This is a genomic window from Nonomuraea sp. NPDC051941 (assembly GCF_044593615.1).
The window spans coordinates 117512-136237 of the sequence record NZ_JBIUCF010000020.1; the positions used below are offsets into that span (position 1 = coordinate 117512).

Here is an 18726-nt window from a genome sequence, read left to right on the forward strand (position 1 = left end):
AAAGGGGCTTCCCGGGGGCTGCGGTTGTCCTGTCCTTGGCGTACCCGGCTACCGCCCGTTAACGCAGGCTGATGATCTCGGCGTACACGGAAACGGCCACTTCACCGGGCGTTCTGGCACCTATGTCCAGACCCGCCGGAACCCGTACGCGCTCGCCTCCCTCCACGCGCGCCAGCACCGCCGTGCCGCGCCTGCGGCTGGCGATCAGCCCGACGTACGGGACGCCCTTGGCCAGCGCGTCACGCAGGATCGGCTCCTCGCCGACCCCGTGCGAGGCCACCAGGACCGCGTCGGCGTCGGCGGCGACCCCGGGGCCGGTCTCGATCTGGTACCCCAGCGCCTGGCCGACGGCGGCGAAGGCTCGGGCGATGGGGCTGTCGCCGTACACGTGGATCAGCACGGGAGGCAGCACGGCCTCCAGGAAGATCTCCAGCGTGCCGCCGGACAGGCACGGCTGGCCCACGGCGATCAGGCCCTCCTCCTCGTGCGGCTCGCCCGCCTCCGGCGTGATCCGCAGCAGCGTGGTCCGGGCCGCGCGCCGGAGTTCGAGCAGCCGCAGGCCCTGCGCCCGGACGGTGTCGGTGGCGCAGACCCCGCCGACGAACCCCTCGATCGTCCCGTCCGGCAGCACCAGCGCGCGGTCGCCCGCCTTCGCGCTGGTCGGCCGCTGCGCCCGCACGACCGTGGCCAGCACGTACGGCTCCCGCCCCGACCGCAGCCGCGCGACCCGGGCGTCCAGGTCGGCGGCCGGCCGCGGCCGGGACGTCGGCATACCGAGAAACTCGCTCACGGGATGGCCAGGTCCGTGCGGAACGGGTCGCCGTTGACGACGCGCCAGACGTTCGCCGGGGTGAGCGGCATGTCGGCGTGCCGCACACCGTACGGCTTGAGCGCGTCCACCACGGCGTTGACCACGGCCGCGGGAGAGCCGACGGTGGCCGACTCGCCCACGCCCTTGGCCCCGATCGGGTGCGTCGGCGAGGGCGTCACGGTCTCGCCCAGCTCCCACGACGGGCACTCCATCGAGGTCGGCAGCAGGTAGTCCATGAACGACGCCCCCAGGTGGTTGCCGTCCTCGTCGAACGCCATCACCTGCATGAGCGCCATCCCCACCCCGTCGGCCAGCCCGCCGTGGATCTGCCCTTCGACGATCATGGGGTTGATCCGCACGCCGCAGTCGTCCACCGCCACGAACCTGCGCACCTTCACCTGCCCCGTCCCCGGATCGACGTCGACGACGCAGATGTAGGCGCCGAACGGGTAGGTGAGGTTGGGCGGGTTGTAGACGGTGGCCGCGTCCAGGTGGCCCTCGACCCCTTCCGGCAGCTCCAGGTTGGAGTGCGCGGCCAGCGCGATCTCGGCCATCGACTTGCCGGCGGACGGGTCGCCCACCACCGACCACCTGCCGTCGGCCCACTCCAGGTCGTCCGGCGCGGCCTCCAGCATGGCCGCCGCCACGATCTTGGCGCGGTCGCGCACCTTCCTGGCCACGATGGCGGTGGCCGCGCCGGAGACGGGGGTGGAGCGCGAGCCGTACGTGCCCAGCCCGAACGGCGTCTGGTCGGTGTCGCCGTGCACCACCTCCACGTCGTCGGCCGGGATGCCCAGCTCCTGCCCGACGATCTGGGCGAACGTGGTCTCGTGCCCCTGGCCCTGCGACTGGCACGAGACCCGCAGCACGGCCTTGCCCGTCGGGTGCACGCGCAGCTCGGCGCCGTCGGCCATGCCCAGGCCGAGGATGTCCATGTGCTTGCGCGGGCCCGCACCGACGGCCTCGGTGAAGAAGCTGACACCGATGCCCATCAGCTCGCCCCTGGCCCGCTTGTCGGCCTGCTCGGCGCGGAGCTTGTCGTAGCCGGCCATGTCCATGGCCAGGCGCAGCGCCCTGGGGTAGTCGCCGGAGTCGTACTCCCAGCCGGTGGGGGAGTGGTAGGGGAACTGCTCGGGTCTGAGCAGGTTGCGCATCCGCAGCTCGGCCGGGTCGAGGTCCAGCTCGGCGGCCAGTACGTCGATCATGCGCTCGACCAGGTAGACGGCCTCGGTGACGCGGAAGGAGCAGGCGTAGGCGACGCCGCCGGGGGCCTTGTTCGTGTAGACGCCGGTGACCTCGCAGTGGGCGGCCTCGATATCGTACGAGCCGGAGAAGACGTGGAAGAACCCGGCCGGGAACTTGGTCGGCTGGGCCGTGCCGTTGAACGCGCCGTGGTCGGCCAGCACCTTGACCCTGATCGCCTGGATCCTGCCGTCACGCGTCGCCGCCACTTCGCCGCGCATGTGGTAGTCGCGGGCGAAGGCGGTGCTCATGAGGTTCTCGGAGCGGTCCTCCATCCATTTGACCGGCTTGCCGGTGACGATCGAGCCGACGATCGCGCACACGTAGCCGGGATATATCCCGACTTTTCCGCCAAAACCGCCGCCGATGTCCGGAGAGATCACCCGGATCTTGTGCTCGGGCAGCCCGGCCACCATCGCGTACAGCGTCCGGTGGGCGTGCGGCGCCTGCGTGGGGCACCAGACGGTCAGCTTGCCGGTGACCCTGTCGAAGTCCGCGAGCGCGCCGCACGTCTCCAGCGGCGCCGGGTGCACGCGCGGGTAGAGCAGGTCCTGGGCGACCGTCACCTCCGCCTGCTCGAAGAGGGCGTCGGTGCGGGCCCGGTCGCCGGCCTCCCAGTCGAAGATGTGGTTGCCGGTACGCCCTTCGAGGTCGTCCCGGATGACCGGCGCGTCCGGGTCGAGGGCCCTCCTGGCGTCGATGACCGCGTCGAGGGGGTCGTACTCGACGTCGATGAGCTCCAGCGCGTCGCGGGCCGAGTAGGCGTCCTCGGCCACCACGAACGCGACCTCCTGGCCCTGGAAGCGCACCTTGTCCGTGGCCAGCACCGCCTGGGTGTCCTGCGAGAGCGTCGGCATCCAGGCGAGGCCGAGCCCGGCCAGGGTCTGCCCGGTGATGACGGCCTTGACCTTCGGGTGGGCCTCGGCGGCGCTCGTGTCGATGGAGACGATCCTGGCGTGGGCGTGCGGGCTGCGCAGCACGGCGCCGTACAGCATGCCGGGCAGCCGGACGTCGTCGGTGTAGTTGCCGCGGCCCCTGATGAAGCGGGCGTCCTCCTTGCGGTGCATGCGTCCGTAGCTCATGATTTCGCCTCCGTCGCGGACTCGGCGACATTCAGACTCGCCTGGGCCGCCCACCTGATGGATCGGACGATGTTCTCGTAGCCGGTGCAGCGGCACAGCTGGCCCGAGATCGCCTCGCGGATCTGGCCCTCGTCGGGGTCGGGCACGCGGTCGAGCAGCGCGCGTGCGGTGAGCAGCATGCCGGGCGTGCAGAACCCGCACTGCAGCCCGTGGCACTCCACGAACCCCTTCTGCACCGCGTCCAGCTCCCCGTCCCGTTCCAGGCCCTCCACGGTGGTGACCTCGTGGCCGTCGGCCATCACCGCCAGCACCGTGCACGACTTGACCGGCACGCCGTCGAGCCGCACCGTGCAGACGCCGCAGTTGGAGGTGTCGCAGCCCCAGTGGGTGCCGGTCAGGCCCAGCTCGTCGCGCAGGAAGTGCACGAGGAGCAGCCTGGGCTCGACCTCTCTGGTGTACGGCTGCCCGTTCACCGAGACCGTGATGCGCATGTCAGATCCTCCCTGCGGCTCTGACCAGCGCGCGCCGGGTCAGCTCGGCGGCCAGGTGGCGCTTGTAGTCGGCGGGGCCGCGCTGGTCGGCGTGGGGGTCGCAGTGCTCGGCGGCGATCCTGCCCGCCTCCGCGAACGCCTCCCCGCCGGGCGGCCTGCCTTCGAGGTAGCTCTCGGCCTCGGGGGCGCAGAAGTGCTCGGCGCCGACCGCGGTCAGCCCGATGCCCGCCCGCGCGATCACGCCGTCCCGGACGGTGACGACCGCTCCGGCCGCGGCCACCGGCCAGTCGCCCACGCGCCGCTCGACCTTCTCGTACGCGCTGCCCGTGCCCGCCGTGACCGGCACGCGCAGCTGCACCAGCAGCTCGCCCGGCCCGACGGCGGTCTCGTACGGGCCGTGGTGGAAGTCCCTGATCGGCACCGTACGCTGACCGCCCGCGCCCTGGATGACCGCCCGCGCCCGCAGCGCCGAGAACACGGCGGACAAATCCTCGGAAGGGTCGCCCTGGCACAGCGACCCGCCAACGGTCCCCCGATTTCTCACTATCGGGTCGGCAATAACTCGCTCCGCATCCCGAAATATCGGGAAAAGGTCGGTGGCGGTGGTGCTGTCCAGCAGCTCTGTGTGCCGTACGAGCGCGCCAATGGCCAGCTCGTCACCCTCGACGGCGATCCGCCCCAGCTCGGCCAGCCCGTTGATGTCGATCAACGCCTCCGGCTGGGCCAGGCGCAGCTTCATCATCGGGATGAGGCTGTGCCCACCTGCGACGATCCTGGCCTCGGGGCCGTAGCGCGCCAGCAGTTCGAGCGCGTGCGGCACGCTGTCCGCTCTCTCGTATTCGAATCTCGCGGGAACCTGCATGACTGCACATTGCTGGCACCGATTTGTCCCGACAATCCGCAAATAAGGGATTCCTTAATGCGCGCCGGAGAACTATGAAGGGGGAATGACACTCAGCCAGCTCGGGGCGTTCGTTTTCGTCGCGCGTCTGGGATCTGTCAAGGCGGCGGCACGGGCGCTGGGCGTGAGCGAGCCCGCCGTCTCCCAGTCGCTGGCCCAGCTCCGCAGGCACCTCGGCGACCCGCTGCTGACCCGTAGCGGCGACCGGATGGTGCTGACCGAGGGCGGGCGGCGGCTGCTCGGGATCGCCGCCCAGATCGTCGCGCTCGGCGCGGAGGCGGTCGCCGCGGTCCAGCCGGGCCGCGTCGCCGGGCTGCACGTGGTCATGGACGCCGGGCTCGCCGAGTACGTGGCCGGGCCGCTCGTCTGCCTCTTCACGCAGCGCAAGTCGGTGGACGCCACCACCGGCGTGGCCGCCACGGCCGAGATCCCGCTCCTGCTGTCCAGCCGCCTGGCCGACGTCGCGCTCGGGGCCCAGGTGAGCGGCGAGGGTCTGGTGAGCCGCCCGGTCCTGCGCTGCCGCCTCATCGTGGTCGGCTCGCCGCGCGGCCGCCGCGACCAGTGGCTGGTGGGCCCCTCCGGGACGGACCCCCTGAGCGACACGAGCCGGTTGCTGCGGCTGCTGCGGGTCCCGGAGTCCCAGGTGCGGGTCTTCGCGAACCAGACGGCCGCCTGGAAGGCCGCCGCCGAGGGCTCCGGCATGGCGCCCGCCACGGCCCACCTGGTGGCGTCCCAGTTACGCAGGGGCGAACTGGTGGCCGTCGAGACCGCCGCCACCCCGCTGGCCGCGTACTGGTACGCCACGACCCTGGAACCGCCGAACCGGTCGGTGGCCGCGGGCACGTTCCTGGACTTCCTCACCACCCCGGCCGCCACCCAGGTCATGCGCACCCCGGACGACGGCATCCCCCGCAGCCGCTTCCGTCCCCCGATCCACGTGTCGATCTGGAGCTGAGGCCTACCGCAGCCTCCGCCGCGCTCAGCGCAGGGCCGCGGCCTCCGAGGCGAGCTTCTCAACGCGGCCCCAGTCGCCGGTGGCCAGCGCGTCGGCCGGGGTCAGCCAGGTGCCGCCGACACAGCCCACGTTGGGCAGCGCGAGATAGTCGGCCGCCGTGTTCACCCGGATCCCGCCCGTCGGGCAGAAGCGCACGTCCGGCAGCGGCCCGGCCAGCGCCTTGAGGTAGGGGATGCCGCCCGCGGCCTCGGCGGGGAAGAACTTCAGCTCCTTGACCCCCCGCTCGACCAGCGCCATCACCTCGGACACGGTGGCCGCCCCCGGCAGGTACGGGACGCCGCTCGAATCCATCGCCTCGACCAGCGACAGGGTCGTGCCCGGCGAGACCAGGAACCGCGCCCCGGCGGCCACCGACGCCGCGATGTCCTCCGAACTACGAATGGTCCCCGCGCCCACGGTCGCCTCGGGCACCTCGGCCGCGATCCGGGCGATGGCCTCGCGCGCGGCCGGGGTCCGCAGGGTCACCTCGATGACCGGCAGGCCGCCGGCGACCAGCGCCCTGGCCATCGGCACGGCGCTCTCCACGTCGTCGATCACCACGACGGGGATCACCGGGGCGAGATCGAGCAGGCTCATGGGTTCTTCTTCTCCTCGTCGGCCCGTTGACGGCCGTCTAGTCACGTACAGGTCCGCCCGGACAGGTCCACGCGGTCATCCCACCAGTTCCCGGCGGGCGCGCTGGGCCAGCCAGGCCGCCGCGCCCGTCAGCGCCGGCTGCGGAGCGACGATCAGCGCGGTGCCGATGGCCTCCAGGTAGTGGGCCATGTCCGGATTTTCGGCGAAGCGGGTCCGGAAGCTGCTGGTGCGCACGCGTTCCACGATACGGGGGAGCACTCCGCCGCCCAGATACACCCCGCCCCGCGCGCCGAGGGTCAGGGCCACGTTCCCGGCGAAGCTGCCCAGCATCCCGCAGAACACCTCCACCGTCTCCGCGCACAGCGAGTCGTCCAGCCGGGTCACGATGTCCGAGGCGGTCAGGTCGGGGGCGGCGACGTCGTTCACCTGGGCGAGCGCCCGGTGCAGCCGGACCAGCCCAGGCCCGGACAGCACGTGCTCGGCCACCACGTGCGGCAACCCCTGCGACTGCAGGACCTGGACGATCTCCAGCTCCCGCCGGTCCACCACGGGCACCGTGACGTGCCCGCCCTCGCCCGGGATCGGCGTCCAGCCGTGCTCCGCGGGCACCAGCCCGCCCACGCCGAGGCCGGTCCCCGGCCCCAGCACGGCCTTGACCCCATGACCCGGCTCGGGGCCGCCCAGCGAGACCAGGTCGTCGCCCTCCAGGTGCGGCAGCGACACCGCCAGCGCCTCGAAGTCGTTGAGCAGCGCCGCGTACGGCACGCCGAGATCCTGTACGGACCCGGCCCACGCGGAGTTCGTGAGCCGGTAGCGGTCGCCGTCGATCGGCCCGGCCAGGGCCAGGCACGCCGCCCCCGGTCGCACTCCGCCCGCGTGTTCCGCGAGATAGGCGGCTACGGCTTCGGGGAGGGTCGGGTAGTCGGACCCCGCCAGGACCGCGACGTTGGCCGGCCGCGCTCCCGACGAGGTGACCAGGCCGAACCGGGCGTTGGTCCCGCCGATGTCGGCGACCAGCCACGGAAGGTCAAAGGCACTCACCACATACCTCCGGCGTCCAGGGCGGCGTCAAGATCGCTCGCCATGAACCGAAGGATCCCACGAACGCTCTCGCCGTCCCAGACGGGACGGCGAGCCATCGACCTCTGAACCGTCACCTCGCCAGCCCGGCGTGCTGGGCGCCCACCGGGGCGCCCGTCTCCAGGTGCGAGGCGCCGGCCTCGGCGAGGAAGCCCAGGCCGGGGCCGTGGTCGGGCGACTCGGCGCCGCTGATGCCGAAGATCCCGGCGCCCTGCTCCGCGTGGCCCGCCATCCGGCGGAAGGCCGCGAACAGCTCGCGCCCGGTCCCCACCCACTGCGCGTCGCTCAGCGGGCGGCCCTCCGGCAGGCGGCGGGACAGCTCCTCGGCGGGCACCTGCAGCTCCAGCGTCCCCGCCGTCGAGTCCAGCCTGATCATGTCGCCGTCCCGCACCAGGGCGATCGGCCCGCCGTCGGCGGCCTCGGGCGACAGGTGGATGGCCGCGGGCACCTTCCCGGACGCGCCGGACATGCGGCCGTCCGTGACGATCGCGACCCGCTGACCCCTGTCGAGCAGGACGGCCAGCGGCGGCGTGAGCTTGTGCAGCTCGGGCATGCCGTTCGCGCTCGGACCCTGGTAGCGGATGACCGCCACGAAGTCCTGCCCGTCCAGCTCGCCCGCCTCGAACGCCCGCAGCAGCTCCAGCTGGTCGTCGAACACCTTCGCCGGCGCCTCGATCACCAGGTGCTCCTGCTTGACCGCCGAGACCTTGGAGACGGCCCGGCCCAGGTTGCCCGACAGCATGTGGATCCCGCCGTCCGCCGAGAACGGCGCCGCGACCGGCCGCAGCACGTCCAGGTCGGAGCTGCCGCCGGTGACCGGCGCCCACACCAGCTCGCCGTCCACCAGCTCGGGAGCCTCGCGGTAGCGGTCGAGGCCGGGCCCGGCCACGGTCATGACGTCCCCGTGCAGCAGGCCCTCGTCCAGCAGGTCACCGATGAGGACCTGCATGCCGCCGGCGTCGCGGAAGTGGTTCACGTCCGCCTGGCCGTTCGGGTAGATCTTGGTGAGGGACGGCACGACCCGCGACAGGCGGGCGAAGTCGTCCCAGGTCAGCACGATGCCCGCGGCGGCGGCCATGGCGACCAGGTGGATCGTGTGGTTCGTGGACCCGCCGGTGGCCAGCAGGGCGACGCAGGCGTTCACGATGGCCTTCTCGTCGACCAGCTCGCCGATCGGCGTGTACTCCGAGCCGTGCGCGGTGATCTCCACCGCGCGGCGCCCGGCCGCCTCGGTGAGGGCATGGCGCAGCTCGGTGTGCGGGTTGACGAAGGTCGAGCCGGGCAGGTGCAGGCCCATGACCTCCATCAGCGCCTGGTTGGAGTTGGCGGTGCCGTAGAAGGTGCAGGTGCCGGGGGAGTGGTACGACTTCGCCTCGGCGTCGAGCAGCTCGTCGCGGCCCACCTTGCCCTCGGCGAAGAGCTGGCGGGTGCGCGCCTTGACCTTGTTCGGCAGGCCCGAGGTCATCGGCCCGGCCGGAACGAAGATCGCGGGCAGGTGCCCGAAGTGCAGCGCCCCGATGAACAGGCCGGGCACGATCTTGTCGCACACGCCCAGCAGCAGCGACGCGTCGAACATGTCGTGCGACAGCGCGATCGCCGCGGCCATCGCGATCACGTCGCGGCTGTAGAGGGACAGCTCCATGCCGGGCCGCCCCTGCGTGATGCCGTCGCACATCGCGGGCACGCCGCCCGCCACCTGCGCCACGCCGCCGGCCTTGCGCACCGCGGCCTTCAGCTCCGGCGGGTACGTCTCGTACGGCTGGTGCGCCGAGAGCATGTCGTTGTAGCTCGTCACGATGGCCACGCCCGGCTTGGCGGCACCGCGTAGCGCGAGCTTGTCGTCGGCAGGCGCACCGGCGAAGCCGTGCGCCAGGTTCGCGCAGCCGAGGTGGGCGCGGGCCGGGCCCTTCGCCCTGGCGGCCTCGCCGTCGCGCCGGATGCGCGCCAGGTACGCGGCCCGGCTGGTGGCGCTCCGCTCGGCGATGCGGTCGGTGACGTCCTGGATGACGGGGTTCACGGTGCCTCCTTCGTCGGGTCCATGAACCCGGAATCGATTGTTCACACGTCCTCCTCGTGCCACTCGCGACCGCTGCGGCCGAGCAGTTCGTGGGCTCCGGCGGGACCGGTGGTCCCGGCGGGGTAGGGCTCGGGCAGGTCTCCGGACGACTCCCAGGTCGACAGGATCGGGTCGATCCAGCGCCAGGCCGCCTCCACCTCGTCACGCCGCATGAACAGCGTCGGGTTCCCGGCCAGCACGTCCGTCAGCAGCCGCTCGTACGCCTCCGGCACCCGCGCCGTGAACGTCTTGCCGAAGCTCAGGGACATCGGCACCGGCTTCAGTGTCACCTCGCCCGCGCCCGGCTCCTTGGCCATGATGTGCAGCTCGATGCCCTCTTCCGGGTGCAGGCGCAGCACCAGGCGGTTCGGCGTGCCACCGGGGAAGATGGAGTGCGGCACGTCCTTGAACTGCACCACGATCTCCGACCTGCGGTACGGCATCCGCTTGCCGGTCCGCAGGTAGAACGGCACCCCCGCCCATCGCCAGTTCTTGATCTCGGCCCGGATCGCGGTGAACGTCTCCACCCGCCGCGAGGCGTCCGTCGGCGGCGTGGAGGCGGGCTCGTCGAGGTAGCCCGGCATCCCGTCGGCCTCGGTGTACTGGCCCCGCACGGTGAAGCGGTCGACCTCCGTGCCCGTGATCGGGCGCAGCGCCTGCAGGACCTTGACCTTCTCGTCGCGGATGGCCTCACGGTCGTTGCGGGCCGGTGGCTCCATCGCGGTCAGCGTGAGGAGCTGGAGCAGGTGGTTCTGCACCATGTCGCGCAGCGCGCCCGCGTGGTCGTAGTAGCCGCGCCGGCCCGGCGTGCCGACGGTCTCGGCGGCGGTGATCTGGACGTGGTCGATCCACAGGGAGTTCCAGATCGGCTCGAGGAAGGCGTTGGCGAAGCGCAGGACCAGCAGGTTCTGGACGGTCTCCTTGCCCAGGTAGTGGTCGATGCGGAAGATCTGGCGCTCGTCGAAGATGACGCCGACCTCGTCGTTGATCCGCTGCGCGCTCGGCAGGTCGTGGCCCAGCGGCTTCTCCAGCACCACGCGCGAGAGCGGCGTGACCAGCCCGGCCTCCTCCAGCTCGCGGCAGAAGGGGCCGAAGGTGCGGGGCGGGCTGGCGAGGTAGAAGACCCGGTCGCGCTGCTCGTGCCCGGCCAGCAGCCGGCTCAGCGCCCCCCAGCCCGACTTGTCGGCGCCCCCGACGTCGACCGACACGTGGTGCAGGCGGCCGAGGAAGCGCTGCCACATGGCCGGGTCGTCGATCGGGACCTGGTCGCGTACCTCGGCGTCCACCTTGCCGCGGAAGTCGGCGTCGGTCAGGCCGCCCCTGGACATGGCGATGACGCGGGTCTCCGGGGAGAGCCGGCCGTCCCTGTCGCTGTGGTAGAGCGCCGGGAGCAGTTTGCGCATGGACAGGTCGCCGGTGCCGCCGAAGACGACGAGGTCGGCGGTGTGGGCGGGGCTGGTTGTCGACACGGGGGACACGGTTGCGGGCTCCGATGATCTACCAAGCAGGGACAGAACGGACACTAACGAGAGTTTGGGTCCCACACAAGCGGAGTTTTGGCATTTGAGATAAAAAAGTCTGGACTTTTCATGACCTAACCCCATGTGATTCACTTAGCCGATGCCTCGACGTACCGCCGCGACCCTCGCCACCAGTGGTGAGGTGCTCCGCCTCATCCGCACCGGAGAGGCCGCGACGCGGGCCGACCTGGGCCGGGTGACCGGTCTGTCGCGCCCCGCCGTGCAACTGCGCGTGGGTGAGCTGCTGGAACGCGGCCTGGTCGTGGAGCGCGACGACGCCCCGTCCACGGGCGGGCGGCCGCCGGTCCGGCTGGAGTTCAACGCCACGGGCGGCGTGGTGCTGGTGGCGGCGCTGGGCGCCAGCCGCACCCGGGTGGCCGTCTGCGACCTGGCCGGGCGGGAGCTGGCCGGGCGCGAGTTCGCGATGGACGTGGAGCAGGGGCCCGACGTCGTACTCCCGGTGATCATGGATTCCTGGGACGAGCTGCTCGGCGACCGACCCCGCTCGATGCTCAGAGGCGTCGGGATGGGCGTGCCGGCCACGGTCGAGTTCGCGCAGGGACGCGCCGAGAGCGCCCGCGTGATGGCCTCGTGGACCGGCGTGGTGATCCCGCCGATCATCCGCGAGCGCTTCCCCGTCCCCGTGCTCGTGGACAACGACGTCAACGTGCTGGCCATCGGCGAGCACCGCGGCGCCTACCCCGACCTGGACGACCTGATGTTCGTGAAGATCTCGACGCGGATCGGCGCGGGCGTGATCGCCGGGGGCGGCATCCTGCGCGGCGCGCTGGGCGCGGCGGGCGAGATCGGGCACATCCCCGTGCTCGACGGCGGCGACGTGCTGTGCCGCTGCGGCAACACCGGTTGCGTCGACTCCGTGGCCAGCGGCACCGCGCTGCTGCGCGACCTGCGGGCCCAGGGCAAGGACGTCAAGACGATCGCCGACGTGACCGCGCTGGTGCGCGCGGGCGACGCCGAGACGATGGCCACGGTGCGCGAGGCCGGCCGCCGGATCGGCGAGGTGCTGGCCGGGGCGGTCAACATCCTCAACCCGTCGGTGGTGGTGCTGGGCGGCGACGTGGCCGAGGCGTTCGGTCCGCTGGTGTCGAGCATCCGCGAGGTCGTCTACCGCCGTTCCACGGCCCTGGCCACCCGGCGGCTGCGCATCGAGCCGAGCCGGCTGGGGGCGGGCGCGGGCATCAGCGGGTGCGCGGTGATGGTGCTCGACCACGTGCTCTCGCCGGACGCCGTGGACGAGACGATGACGATCTCCGCCCTGCGCCGCGAGCGCGTCGCCGCCCCCTAAGTGGTCGGCTCCGGAAATCCTTCGGTGGTTGGCGTCAGGCGACTGTTGTGATGGCCGGGCGTCGGCGAGGTAGGGGCGGCCCTTAAGGTTTGCCGGCGCGGGTCACAACAGGATGTCGGCCAGCTCCTGCAATAGCTCGGTCGTCCGGCGAGCCCGACCGGGGTCGCCGATGGTACGGCCGATCGCCTGGTCGATGCTGCGGGCTGCGCGGCGGCCGATCGCCTGCATAGCTCCGTCCGCGACTCGGACCCGGGTGCGCCGCCCGTCGCTCGCGTCGGGTTCGGTTTTCACCAGCCCACGCGCTTTGAGGCGCGAGACCGACGCGGACACGTGGCTCTGCACAAAGCCTGTCCGTTGGTGGATCTCGCTGATCGAGCTGGCGGGGTGCTTGATCACGTCTTCCAGGACAGCGGCCTCTCCGGGAGTGAGTGACAGGTCGCCGGCCTCTCCGGTGACCTGCGAGGACAGCTCGATGAGGCGCTTGCCAAGCCGGTGCAACTGTCCGCCATCCATGTGCGAAGACTACATCGCCACAGAAGCATCGCCAGAGATGTATCGTTGGCGATGAATAAGTTTCGATCGAGGAGGCGGCGATGGAGCCAGACGGCTCACTGAAGGGCGTGGCGAAGACGGCGCTGGGGGTGGCGATGGTGAGGGCCCGCGAGAGCCTCAGGGACGACCGGCTGTTCAACGACCCGTACGCCCAGAGATTCCTGGACGCTGCGCCCGGGGCGTTTCCCGAGGAGCCCACGTCCGCCGAAGACCTTGCCGCAATAGGACCGCTGGCCTCCTTGGGCGCCGTGTTCGCCTTCCATGGAGTACTGCGCACGCGGTTCTTCGATGACTATCTGCTCACTGCCACGGCCGCCGGTTGCGCACAGGTGGTTCTGCTCGCCGCCGGGCTCGACACACGTTCTCTGCGGCTGCCGTGGCCGGGCGGTGTGAGCGTGTTCGAACTCGACCTTCCCGAGCTGTTCGCGTTCAAGGAGGCGGTGCTGGCCGCATGCGACGCGGTGCCGACGTGCGAGCGCGGCATCGTTCCGGTCGACCTGCGCGAGAGCTGGACGGGCGAGCTGGTCGCGGCCGGGTTCGATCCCACCGCGCCAACAGCATGGCTCGCGGAAGGACTGCTGCTCTACCTGACGGCCGATGAGGCCGCGCGTCTGCTGACCGCAGTCGGTGAACTCTCCGCGCCGGGCAGCCGACTAGCCTTTGAACACGGCGACATCGCTGGTTCGGCCTTCCTCGCGCAGACTCGTGGCATGCCGACGATGGACCAGTACACATCATTGTGGAAGGGCGGACTGGGCGAAGATGCCCCCGGCTGGCTCAGCCGACACGGTTGGCAACCTCAGCCTCACGATCTTGCCGAACTCGCCGCCTCCTACGGCCGTCCCGTCCCCGGTCCTTCGAGCGGAGGGTTCCTCACCGCCGTTCGCACCGGCCGCTGACCGTTCCGGGAGGATCGGCCGCTTCGTCCCGTGCCCGCCACCGCCTTCACGCCGCTACAGACCGCCCAGGTCAAGGCCCTGGCCTGCCGGCTGCCCGCCGAGACCGGGGTGCCACTGGCGCGCGCTGGTCATGCCCGGAACTGGCCCGCGAGGCCATGCAGCGCGGCATCGCCGCGTTCGTGTCGGCCTCCACCGTGCGCCGCCGGCTCGCCGAGGACGCGCTCAAGCCCTGGCAGCACCGCTCCTGGATCTTCATCACCGACCCCGGCTTCCGCACCAAGGCCGAGCGCGTGCTGGACCTGTACGCCCGTACCTGGCAGGGCCAGGCGCTGGGCGAGGACGAGTACGTGATCAGCGCGGACGAGACGACCTCCATCCAGGCCCGCTGCCGCTGCCACCCCACCCTCGCCCCCGGCCGGGCCCGCGCGATGCGTGTGAACCACACTTACGGCCGCGGCGGCGCGCCGGCCTACCTGGCCGCCTACGACGTCCACCGCGCGAGGGTGTTCGGCCTCACCGAACCGCGCACCGGCATCGGCCCGTTCATGAACCTGGTCGCCCAGGTCATGGCCCAGGAACCTGAAGGACTTCCGGCGTCGACCACTAAGGTCAGAGGTCCCAACGGGGGACGTCGCTCTCCCGTACGAGCCCGTCCGCGCCGAACACCAGATGGCGATCGAGGTCGGCGGCGAACCAGCGGTCGTGCGTGACCGCCAGCACCGTCCCCTCGAACCCCGCGAGCCCCTGCTGGAGCGCCTCCGCGCTGGCCAGGTCGAGGTTGTCCGTCGGCTCGTCGAGCAGCAGCAGCGTCGCCCCCGACAGCTCCAGCAGCAGGATCTGCAGCCGGGCCTGCTGCCCGCCCGACAGCGTCTCGAACGGCTGCCCGCCCGCCGGCGCCAGCTCGTAGCGGGCCAGCGCCGCCATCGCCTCGTTGCGGGTCAGCGCGTACTCCCGCATCACCACGTCGGCGGCGGCCCGCCCGGCCAGGTCGGGCCGCGCGTGGGTCTGGGTGAAATGTCCGGCTGACACCCTGGCGCCCAGGCGGGCCACACCGGTGTGCGCGATCGGCTCGCCCGCCAGCAGGCGCAGGAAGTGGGACTTGCCGGTGCCGTTCTGTCCCAGCACGCCGACCCGCTCGCCGTACCAGACCTCGGTGGAGAACGGCCGCAGCAGCCCGGTGAGCTCCAGGTCCTCGCAGGTCACCGCCCGCTTCCCGGTGCGTCCGCCGCGCAGCCGCATCCGGACGTTCTGCTCCTTCGGCGCGCGCTGCGGCGGCCCTGCCCGCTCGAACCGCTCCAGCCTCGTGACCGCCGACTGGTACGCCCCCGCCAGCGCGTCGTTGTTCGCCGAGCGCTGGCGCAGCGTGTGGACCAGCCGGCGCAGCCTGGCCCGTTCGTCCTCCCAGCGCCGGCGTAGCTCTTCGAGACGCTCCTTGCGCCGCCTGCGGGCCTCGGCGTACGTCGCGAACCCGCCGCCGTGCACCCACACCCCGCGTCCCTCCACCGTGACGATCCGGTCGGCGGCCTCGGCCAGCAACTGCCGGTCGTGCGAGACGAGCAGCACCGTCTTGGCCGAGTCCCTGATCGCCCGCTCCAGCCACTGCTTGGCCCGCACGTCCAGGTAGTTGTCGGGCTCGTCCAGCAGCAGCACCTCGTCCGGCCCGCGCAGCAGCGCCTCCAGCATGAGCCGCTTCTGCTCCCCGCCCGACAGCGTGCCCAGCTCCCTGTCCTTCACCCGCTCGTACGGCAGCCCCAGAGCCTCGGTGGCGCACACGTCCCACACCACCTCCAGCTCGTAGCCGCCCGCGTCGGCATAGTCGGCGATGGCCTGGGCGTAGGCGAGCTGGGCGGGTTCGTCGTCGCTCCGGGCGATCGCCGCCCCGGCCGCCTCCAGCGCGGCGGCGGCGTCGCGGACGCGCCGCGGGGCGACATTGAGCAGCAGGTCGTGCACGGTGCCGGCGCCGAGGAACTGCCGCATCACGCCGATCCCGCCGCTGCTCGCGACGCGGCCGTCCGACGGGGCCAGCTCGCCCGCGATCAGCCGCAGCAGCGTGGTCTTGCCCGCGCCGTTCGGCCCGACGAGCGCCGCCTTGGCGCCGGCGCCCACTTTGAAGGACGTCTCGAGCAGCAGCGGCCGCCCGTCCGGCAGCAGGTACGTCAGCCCGCTCACCTCGATGTGCCCCATGACGGCCACCTCCACTCGATCGTCGTTCGACCAACTAGACCATCGATCCGGTCACTAGAACAACGTATTATCTCCGGGTGGGAACCGTGTGGTCGCGCCCCCAGAAGGCGCCGAGGCAGACGCTGACGCTCGGCCGGATCGTGGCCGAGGCGGTCGCGCTGCTCGACGAGGAAGGCGTGGTCCGGCTGACCATGCGCCGCCTGGCCGAGCGGCTCGACACCGGCTCGACCACGCTCTACTGGCACGTCAAGACCAAGGACGATGTCCTCGACCTGGCCCTGGACGCCGTCTTCGGGGAGGTGCGGCTGCCGGCGGGCGGCTCCGGGTGGCAGGGGGCCGTACGCGAGCTCATCGGCGGCTGGCGCGCGGCCCTACTGCGGCACCCGTGGTCGGCCACCATCCTCGACCGCCCGCTCATGGGGCCGAACGCGCTGGAGCGCACCGAGTTCCTCTACGCGACCCTGGCCGCCGCCGGCTTCGCCGCCCCCAAACCCGCCGCGTACAGCCTGTCCAACTACGTCATGGGCTCGGTCGTCATGCAGGTGACCTGGCAGGACCGCGACCGGGACGACACCGGCGAGTTCCTCAGGGAGCGCGCCGAGCGCTACCCGGCGCTCGCCGAGCACGGCCTCGACCACGCGTGGGACGCCACGTTCGACGAGGGCCTCGGCTACCTGCTGGACGGCATGGAGCAGTCCCGCAGACGCGAAGACGGCCGGCTCGGGTGAGCCGGCCGCCTTCGGGGGATCGTCAGTCCTCGCGGGCCTGCTTCGGGAGCATCAGGCCGACCGCGAACGTCGCGGCGATCATCCCGGCCGCCACCCACAGCGTGATCGTGACGCTCCCGCTGCCGAAGTAGAGGGTGCCCAGCAGGGCCAGGCCCAGCGCCCCGCCCACCTGCTGGAGCGCGGTCAGCGCGCCGGAGGCGGAGCCGGTCTCCTGGGGCTCGACGGCGGCCATCACGATGCTGAAGTACGGGCTCATGATCAGCCCGCTGCCCAACCCGGCCACCGCCAGCGCCGGGGCGAGCTGCCACGGCGAGACCCCGGGGGAGGCGACGGCGATCACACCGGTCACGCCGAGCCCCATGACGATCGCGCCGGCCAGCAGCACCTTGCGGCCGTGCCTGCGGGCGGCCTGCGCGACACCCATGCCCACGATCATGCCCAGCGACGAGGGCACGCTGGTCAGCGCCGCCTTGAGCGGGGAGTAGCCCAGGCCGAGCTGGGTGTAGAGGCCGATCACGAGGAAGAACCCGGTGAAGGCGGCGAAGTAGATCGTGCCGGTCGCCATGCCCGAGACGAACGCCCGCTTGCCGAACAGGCTGGGCGCCACCAGCGGGTCGCCGCCGCGCCGGGCCCTGCGCTTCTCGTAGGCCGCGAAGACCGCGAACACCGCCGCGGAGGCCGCCATCATCGCGAACGCCCACGCCGGCCAGCCGCTCTCGCGCCCCTGGACCAGCGGGAAGACCATGAGAACGGTGCCCGCGGAGGCGAGCACGGCGCCCGGCAGATCGAGCCGCACGCCCTTGACCGGGCGGGAGGCGGGCAGGAAGCGCAGGGCGGCCAGCGCGGCGGCGGCCCCGATCGGCAGGTTGATCAGGAAGATCAGCCGCCAGTCGACGCCGGTCAGCGCGCCCGCCAGGATCGGCCCGCCCACCGCGGAGAGCCCCATGACCGGCCCGAACATCCCCATCGCGACCGCCAGCTCCTTGGGCGGGAACATCTCCTTCATCAGCCCCATGCCCTGGGGGATCATCGCCGCCCCGAACAGCCCCTGCACGACCCTGGCCGCGATGATCGTCTCGGGGGAGGAGGCCAGGGCGCACAGCAGCGACCCGACGGTGAACCCGACGACGCCGATGAGGAACATGCGCTTGCGCCCCACGATGTCCCCGAGCCGCCCGCCGGTCAGCAGGCCCGCGGTCATGGCGAGGGTGTAGGCCGCGCCGAGCCACTGGATCAGGGAGTCGCCGCCGCCGAGGTCGGCCCGCATCGTCGGGCCCGCGACGTTGGTGACGGTCGCGTCGAGCAGCTCCATCACCGAACCGGCGAGGACCACCGCGAGCGCGGGCCAGCGCCACTTGTAGGGGGCGGGGGTGGCGGGCGTCTGCGCGGGGCGGGTGTCGAGGATGGTCATCCACGGCCTCCTGAATCGGAACGGCTTGTTCTGTTCCAGAATAGCAGAACGGAATGCTTCATTCCAAAACGAAGCCAAGATTCTTGCGGGGGAGGGGGTTGCCACGGAGCCGGTCAAGAGTGCGCGTCGTCACGGCGAGCAACCCGTGAGCCTTCACGACCGGCCATGACGGGCGGAAACGGACGTCGGCGCGTGCGGCCCACCGTGCGGAGCCGTAAAGGACGGGCTTGAAGACCGTCGTGCGGCGTGCACGGCCGTAAGAGGGGGTTCAGTGCTTTCTGGGGTAGCGCGTCTGGCCGGGCGGAACATGCGTGCGGCCGGGCGTCGTGGCGGCGGTGGGAGGCGGCGCGGCGGACGAGCGGGTCGGCTGCACCGCTGGGGAGGCCGTGGCCGGCTCGGGCGTGGGCGTACGGGAAATCGAGGCGAGGGTCGGCCGCGTGGAGTTCGTCCGCCGTGGGGTCGGGCGCGCCGAGAGCGCCCGCTTCGGAGTGGGGTGGCGATGCACGGCGGAGGAGGGGTGCGCCGGGGACGCGGAAGGGCCGAGGGTGGTGGGCGCGGGGCCGAGGGCGGTGGGGGCGGTGCGGAGGCGGGATTCGGTGGCGACCGGGATGGAGCCGTCACGGGCGCCGGGGCCGGTGCGGTGCCAGTCGACCGCGTCCAGCCGCCTGGCGGTGGACGCCCCGCCCACCAGAATCCCCGCCGAGGCCAGCATGAGCGTGCCGACCAGCGCGCCGGCGATCATCAGTATCCGCCCTCGCCGCCCGCCCTCGTCGGCGAACGGGTCGGGCTCCGATGATCGCTCCGTGCCGGTCACGCCTCAAATGCTAGAGAGGTGCCGCCGATGCCAGGGCCGATCCGGACAAATCGGAGAG

At 72.0% G+C, this 18726-nt stretch carries 17 protein-coding genes; 5 read left to right on the forward strand and 12 right to left on the reverse strand.

The genetic code is table 11. The features are described from left to right. Nucleotides 1-58: 58 nt before the first annotated feature. From ACIHFD_RS31155 to ACIHFD_RS31170, 4 genes are read right to left on the reverse strand one after another with little or no spacing between them, the layout of a single operon-like run. Nucleotides 59-772 carry an XdhC family protein gene (locus tag ACIHFD_RS31155; protein ID WP_397369900.1) on the reverse strand — a complete coding sequence of 238 codons (714 nt, stop codon included), beginning with the start codon at nucleotides 770-772 and terminating at the stop codon, nucleotides 59-61. Nucleotides 773-786: 14 nt separating this feature from the next. Continuing rightward, nucleotides 787-3135 (reverse strand): aerobic carbon-monoxide dehydrogenase large subunit, encoded by a 2349-nt coding sequence (locus tag ACIHFD_RS31160; RefSeq protein WP_397369901.1) that lies wholly within the window; start codon nucleotides 3133-3135, stop codon nucleotides 787-789. Continuing rightward, nucleotides 3132-3626, reverse strand: a complete 495-nt coding sequence (locus tag ACIHFD_RS31165) for a (2Fe-2S)-binding protein (RefSeq protein ID WP_350726890.1) — start codon at nucleotides 3624-3626, stop codon at nucleotides 3132-3134. The genes ACIHFD_RS31160 and ACIHFD_RS31165 overlap by 4 nt, the downstream gene beginning before the upstream one ends. Nucleotide 3627: 1 nt before the next feature. Next, on the reverse strand, nucleotides 3628-4488 hold the full coding sequence (locus ACIHFD_RS31170) for an FAD binding domain-containing protein (RefSeq protein WP_397369902.1): 861 nt from the start codon (nucleotides 4486-4488) through the stop codon (nucleotides 3628-3630). A gap of 85 nt (nucleotides 4489-4573) precedes the next feature. On the opposite strand from ACIHFD_RS31170, the gene ACIHFD_RS31175 reads away from it, so the two are divergent. Then, nucleotides 4574-5482, forward strand: coding sequence for a LysR family transcriptional regulator (locus tag ACIHFD_RS31175; RefSeq protein WP_397369903.1), 909 nt, complete (start codon nucleotides 4574-4576; stop codon nucleotides 5480-5482). Nucleotides 5483-5506: 24 nt separating this feature from the next. On the opposite strand, the gene eda is transcribed toward ACIHFD_RS31175, so the two are convergent. From eda to zwf, 4 genes are all read right to left on the reverse strand, one after another. Continuing rightward, nucleotides 5507-6118: a bifunctional 4-hydroxy-2-oxoglutarate aldolase/2-dehydro-3-deoxy-phosphogluconate aldolase gene (gene eda / locus ACIHFD_RS31180; RefSeq protein WP_364247313.1), complete on the reverse strand. Its 612-nt coding sequence runs from the start codon at nucleotides 6116-6118 to the stop codon at nucleotides 5507-5509. A 75-nt stretch (nucleotides 6119-6193) separates the two neighbouring features. Then, on the reverse strand, nucleotides 6194-7159 hold the full coding sequence (gene glk / locus ACIHFD_RS31185) for a glucokinase (RefSeq protein WP_397369904.1): 966 nt from the start codon (nucleotides 7157-7159) through the stop codon (nucleotides 6194-6196). A gap of 112 nt (nucleotides 7160-7271) precedes the next feature. Beyond that, on the reverse strand, nucleotides 7272-9215 hold the full coding sequence (edd, locus tag ACIHFD_RS31190) for a phosphogluconate dehydratase (RefSeq protein ID WP_397369906.1): 1944 nt from the start codon (nucleotides 9213-9215) through the stop codon (nucleotides 7272-7274). Nucleotides 9216-9256: 41 nt separating this feature from the next. Beyond that, nucleotides 9257-10723, reverse strand: a complete 1467-nt coding sequence (gene zwf, locus ACIHFD_RS31195) for a glucose-6-phosphate dehydrogenase (protein ID WP_397369907.1) — start codon at nucleotides 10721-10723, stop codon at nucleotides 9257-9259. 151 nt (nucleotides 10724-10874) lie between these two features. Between zwf and ACIHFD_RS31200 the strand changes: the two genes are divergently transcribed. Next, nucleotides 10875-12080, forward strand: a complete 1206-nt coding sequence (locus ACIHFD_RS31200) for an ROK family transcriptional regulator (protein ID WP_357736598.1) — start codon at nucleotides 10875-10877, stop codon at nucleotides 12078-12080. A 102-nt stretch (nucleotides 12081-12182) separates the two neighbouring features. Here ACIHFD_RS31200 and ACIHFD_RS31205 read toward each other — a convergent pair whose 3' ends face one another. Continuing rightward, a complete protein-coding gene (locus ACIHFD_RS31205; protein ID WP_363969824.1) occupies nucleotides 12183-12593 on the reverse strand; it encodes a MarR family transcriptional regulator in 411 nt (136 codons plus the stop codon). An 80-nt stretch (nucleotides 12594-12673) separates the two neighbouring features. On the opposite strand from ACIHFD_RS31205, the gene ACIHFD_RS31210 reads away from it, so the two are divergent. Further along, a complete protein-coding gene (locus ACIHFD_RS31210) occupies nucleotides 12674-13531 on the forward strand; it encodes a class I SAM-dependent methyltransferase (RefSeq protein ID WP_397369908.1) in 858 nt (285 codons plus the stop codon). A 155-nt stretch (nucleotides 13532-13686) separates the two neighbouring features. After that, nucleotides 13687-14241 (forward strand): hypothetical protein, encoded by a 555-nt coding sequence (locus ACIHFD_RS31215; RefSeq protein ID WP_397369909.1) that lies wholly within the window; start codon nucleotides 13687-13689, stop codon nucleotides 14239-14241. On the opposite strand, the gene ACIHFD_RS31220 is transcribed toward ACIHFD_RS31215, so the two are convergent. Next, on the reverse strand, nucleotides 14141-15715 hold the full coding sequence (locus ACIHFD_RS31220) for an ABC-F family ATP-binding cassette domain-containing protein (protein WP_397369910.1): 1575 nt from the start codon (nucleotides 15713-15715) through the stop codon (nucleotides 14141-14143). The genes ACIHFD_RS31215 and ACIHFD_RS31220 overlap by 101 nt on opposite strands. A 77-nt stretch (nucleotides 15716-15792) precedes the next feature. On the opposite strand from ACIHFD_RS31220, the gene ACIHFD_RS31225 reads away from it, so the two are divergent. Next, nucleotides 15793-16443: a TetR/AcrR family transcriptional regulator C-terminal domain-containing protein gene (locus ACIHFD_RS31225; protein ID WP_397369911.1), complete on the forward strand. Its 651-nt coding sequence runs from the start codon at nucleotides 15793-15795 to the stop codon at nucleotides 16441-16443. A 22-nt stretch (nucleotides 16444-16465) separates the two neighbouring features. Here ACIHFD_RS31225 and ACIHFD_RS31230 read toward each other — a convergent pair whose 3' ends face one another. Further along, nucleotides 16466-17854 carry an MFS transporter gene (locus ACIHFD_RS31230; RefSeq protein WP_397369912.1) on the reverse strand — a complete coding sequence of 463 codons (1389 nt, stop codon included), beginning with the start codon at nucleotides 17852-17854 and terminating at the stop codon, nucleotides 16466-16468. A gap of 268 nt (nucleotides 17855-18122) precedes the next feature. Continuing rightward, entirely contained in the window at nucleotides 18123-18668 is a 546-nt protein-coding gene (locus ACIHFD_RS31235) for a hypothetical protein (RefSeq protein WP_397369913.1), read from the reverse strand. Nucleotides 18669-18726 lie beyond the last annotated feature (58 nt).

What these genes read in the sequence shown, in the direction of transcription:
- ACIHFD_RS31155 (WP_397369900.1), bottom strand. Translation starts at nt 772, where the DNA reads ATGCCGACGTCCCGGCCGCGGCCGGCCGCCGACCTGGACGCCCGGGTC.
- ACIHFD_RS31160 (WP_397369901.1), bottom strand. Translation starts at nt 3,135, where the DNA reads ATGAGCTACGGACGCATGCACCGCAAGGAGGACGCCCGCTTCATCAGG.
- ACIHFD_RS31165 (WP_350726890.1), bottom strand. Translation starts at nt 3,626, where the DNA reads ATGCGCATCACGGTCTCGGTGAACGGGCAGCCGTACACCAGAGAGGTC.
- ACIHFD_RS31170 (WP_397369902.1), bottom strand. Translation starts at nt 4,488, where the DNA reads ATGCAGGTTCCCGCGAGATTCGAATACGAGAGAGCGGACAGCGTGCCG.
- ACIHFD_RS31175 (WP_397369903.1), top strand. Translation starts at nt 4,574, where the DNA reads ATGACACTCAGCCAGCTCGGGGCGTTCGTTTTCGTCGCGCGTCTGGGA.
- eda (WP_364247313.1), bottom strand. Translation starts at nt 6,118, where the DNA reads ATGAGCCTGCTCGATCTCGCCCCGGTGATCCCCGTCGTGGTGATCGAC.
- ACIHFD_RS31200 (WP_357736598.1), top strand. Translation starts at nt 10,875, where the DNA reads ATGCCTCGACGTACCGCCGCGACCCTCGCCACCAGTGGTGAGGTGCTC.
- ACIHFD_RS31205 (WP_363969824.1), bottom strand. Translation starts at nt 12,593, where the DNA reads ATGGATGGCGGACAGTTGCACCGGCTTGGCAAGCGCCTCATCGAGCTG.
- ACIHFD_RS31210 (WP_397369908.1), top strand. Translation starts at nt 12,674, where the DNA reads ATGGAGCCAGACGGCTCACTGAAGGGCGTGGCGAAGACGGCGCTGGGG.
- ACIHFD_RS31215 (WP_397369909.1), top strand. Translation starts at nt 13,687, where the DNA reads ATGCAGCGCGGCATCGCCGCGTTCGTGTCGGCCTCCACCGTGCGCCGC.
- ACIHFD_RS31220 (WP_397369910.1), bottom strand. Translation starts at nt 15,715, where the DNA reads ATGGGGCACATCGAGGTGAGCGGGCTGACGTACCTGCTGCCGGACGGG.
- ACIHFD_RS31230 (WP_397369912.1), bottom strand. Translation starts at nt 17,854, where the DNA reads ATGACCATCCTCGACACCCGCCCCGCGCAGACGCCCGCCACCCCCGCC.